The sequence below is a fragment of the Leptospira sp. B5-022 genome, assembly GCF_000347035.1.
GTDB lineage: Bacteria > Spirochaetota > Leptospiria > Leptospirales > Leptospiraceae > Leptospira_B > Leptospira_B cinconiae.
In genome coordinates, this window is the sequence record NZ_ANIJ01000002.1 from 1 (window position 1) to 2,984 (window position 2,984).

4 protein-coding genes are annotated in these 2,984 nt (G+C 39.2%); all 4 read left to right on the forward strand.

Translation table 11 applies throughout. The features are described from left to right. The first annotated feature begins 313 nt into the window (after positions 1-313). The 4 genes from LEP1GSC192_RS19755 to LEP1GSC192_RS00040 all read left to right on the forward strand — a co-directional run bounded on the left by LEP1GSC192_RS19755 (position 314) and on the right by LEP1GSC192_RS00040 (position 2,750). On the forward strand, positions 314-553 hold the full coding sequence (locus LEP1GSC192_RS19755) for a hypothetical protein (RefSeq protein ID WP_157186872.1): 240 nt from the start codon (positions 314-316) through the stop codon (positions 551-553). Between the two features lie 236 nt (positions 554-789). Continuing rightward, positions 790-1,686, forward strand: coding sequence for a DUF1554 domain-containing protein (locus LEP1GSC192_RS20005; protein ID WP_232420924.1), 897 nt, complete (start codon positions 790-792; stop codon positions 1,684-1,686). A gap of 409 nt (positions 1,687-2,095) precedes the next feature. Beyond that, positions 2,096-2,356 (forward strand): ribbon-helix-helix protein, CopG family, encoded by a 261-nt coding sequence (locus LEP1GSC192_RS00035; RefSeq protein WP_036088531.1) that lies wholly within the window; start codon positions 2,096-2,098, stop codon positions 2,354-2,356. Beyond that, the gene (locus LEP1GSC192_RS00040; protein ID WP_036088533.1) at positions 2,334-2,750 is read left to right on the forward strand and encodes a type II toxin-antitoxin system VapC family toxin; all 417 of its coding nucleotides are present in this window, start codon (positions 2,334-2,336) and stop codon (positions 2,748-2,750) included. The genes LEP1GSC192_RS00035 and LEP1GSC192_RS00040 overlap by 23 nt, the downstream gene beginning before the upstream one ends. Positions 2,751-2,984: the final 234 nt, after the last annotated feature.

The window sequence follows — 2,984 nt, forward strand, 5'->3', positions numbered from 1 at the left end:
CATAACTTCCGGTGCTTCCGCTGCGCTTCAGGATTGCTTCGCAACCTTCGCTTGGGCTTCGCCACATTCACTTCCGTCACTTCGTTTGCATGAGCAAACTCGTGCCGTCGTGAACGTCGGAGCACCTCGGTCGTTAGGCGAAATGACAAATTGATTGATTCATAAATTTTATGCATCTCTTAATAATAAGAAATTTGTGATAAGGGTCATTGTTTCTTCGCAAAATTCTCTTTTAACTTATTTATAAATATTAGTTTTTCTCAAAAGGTTAAAAACTTGCTAATATTAGGTAATTATTTTTCTTAAATAAACTATGAAGTTTGGTTCGAATAAAAACTCCTTTGGCAATTGTTGCAATGATTTGAAAGAAGCGATGACAGCTCCTCGAAATTCATTATTTGATGTTTCTGATACTAATGTACTTTATTTAGCAGTAGGATATATTCAGACTGAAGATGGTCCAGGCTGGTTCGATCAGGCAGTTTTATTTTGTCCATTTTGTGGAACTGCGCTTCAGACAAAGGAAGAAATTTTACGTAAATCGAAAAGTTGAAAAATATCTCTACGGACATTTATGCAAAAGCTCTTTAGAAATTTAATTCTTTGTCAATTTAAATTTACAACATCTTTTGATATAGCTGTCACTTCGCCTAACTTTCGGTGCTTCCGCAGCGCTTCGAGCTTGCTTCGCAACTCTCGCTTGGCCTTCGGCACATTTCGCTTTGTCACTCGTCTTGCAGAGCAAGTCTCGTGCCAAGTCCTTACGGACTCGCGAAACGTCGGAACACCTTGGTCGTTAGACGCAATGGACAAAATGGTTCCGTAATATTTAATTGGAATGAACGATTTCATGCTGGCTCTGACTTAAAGAAAAAAGGAGTATTCTGTAGTAATACAACCCATAATCGTGTCACATTAATAATTACATTTTTACTCGGTGCTTTATCTGAATACTATTCCTTTTGGGATAAGCTCGGCGCTAGTAAAGGAGTCACACTTCTGAAAGTTTTTGAATTTTTCACCTCAGCAAAGCGGGTATGGATTGGGTTACTGGTATTGATGATGGCCGTAACTTGTCAGCCTAAGAACGATGACAATAATTTAGCCCTCTTGGTAGTTTTGGTAAATGGCAATTCAAATGCGGGTGGTACTTGTGCTACAACTGGACACTGTATGATGTTTGCTACAACAAACGCCGGTGGTATGACGAAAAATGGCGGTATTGCGGGTGTAGATAATAATTGTTCGACAGATGCAAATAAGCCAGCTGGTGGCGGGACATATAAGGCTTTAGTGACTGACGGTGTAAATCGTCGAGCCTGCACCACAGCCTCATGTAGCGGAGGAACCTCTGAGCACTTAGATTGGGTCTTGAAACCAAATAAAGAATATCGACGAAAAGACGGGACTACTGTTATTGGCACGACGACAGCGAACGGGGTATTTACCTTCCCATTAACGAATTCAGTTGAAATTCTTGCTAATCTTGTTGTTACTAACGGAATTGGAACAGGCATGAATGCTGATTGGACTAGTAATGCTAATGACTGTTCAGACTGGAGTACGAACGCAGGTGGCACCAGTTCGACAGTTGGAACCTGGGATTCAACTGGATCGGGCTTAATTGGAGGCGGGGGTACAAGCGGTTGTAGCAATACACATATGGTTGTCTGTGTAGAGCAATAAATAAAATTTCGTAATCTCAATGGTTAGATAAAACAATAATTTTATTCTAACCATTGACTTATCATTACTGCCGAATTCACTAACGAATTGCATTTCAATTAGTTAACTTTCATTGCATACTACGTTATTGTTAATAGTAACGGAAACTATACTTCGCCAGCCTTGTCGATTTCATTTCATGCCCACTACGTCTAACTTTCGCCTCAGCCGCTACGCTTCGAGCTGCTTCGCACTCTCGCTCCGGCCTACGGCACATTCGCTTCCGTCACTGCGCTTGCTTGTGCAAGCTCGCGCCGTTGCGAACGTCGGCTAGGCTTGGTCGTTATACGCAAGGCTGGCAAAATCAACTTTTTAAGAATAATCATATAAAATTCTTGTATGTAATACTAAAGTGTGATACATTGTATTTGTGATCAGTTTAAGAATACCACCAGATTTAGAAAGAAAGTTGGACTCCTTTGCGAAATCTAAAGGCAAAAGTCGTTCTGAGATCGTAAAAGAATCAATTCTTGAATATATAAGGAATCATAGTTCAAGCAAAACTCCTTTTGAATTAGGAGAAGATCTATTTGGTAAATACTCAGCTAATAATCAGAAATTAGCTCAAAATAGAAAAAGTATCTTAAATAAAACATTAAAGGACAAGAATGAAAAACGTCACACTCGTTGATTCTGGTCCAATTATAGCATTATTTAATTCTTCAGATGATTATCATAAGTCAGTCTTCAAATTTCTAAAAGGCTTTAAAGGATCCTTATTTACTACTTGGCCGGTGATAACTGAGGTGGTCTATTTACTTTCATTTTCAATAGATGCTCAATCAGACTTTTTAGAATGGATAGAGCGAGGAAGTCTGCAGATTTTAGATATAACATTAGATGATCTAAAATATATTAAAAGCAGGATGCAAAAATATTCGGATTTACCGATGGACTTGGCAGATGCATCTTTAATGTGCATTGCGGAGCGAGAAGGGATCTATAACATTATCAGTATAGATTCGGACTTTTCTATTTATAAGACATTAAAAGGCAAATATTTAACAAACTTATATAAGAATTAGGCCAGCCCAGCGTATAACTTCCGGTGCCTCCGCTACACTCGGGGTTCGCTTTGCGACCCGCTCGCTCGGGCTTCGCCACATTTGCTTCTGTCACTTCGTTTGCATGAGCAAACTCGTGCCATCGCAAACGTCGGAACACCTTGGTCGTTAGGCGTAATATGGGCTAAAATTTTGTATTGGTAAAAATACTAAAGTGTAAAGAAATATCGATAGACAATTTGTCTTACGATATTA

What these genes read in the sequence shown, in the direction of transcription:
- LEP1GSC192_RS19755 (WP_157186872.1), top strand. Translation starts at nt 314, where the DNA reads ATGAAGTTTGGTTCGAATAAAAACTCCTTTGGCAATTGTTGCAATGAT.
- LEP1GSC192_RS00040 (WP_036088533.1), top strand. Translation starts at nt 2,334, where the DNA reads ATGAAAAACGTCACACTCGTTGATTCTGGTCCAATTATAGCATTATTT.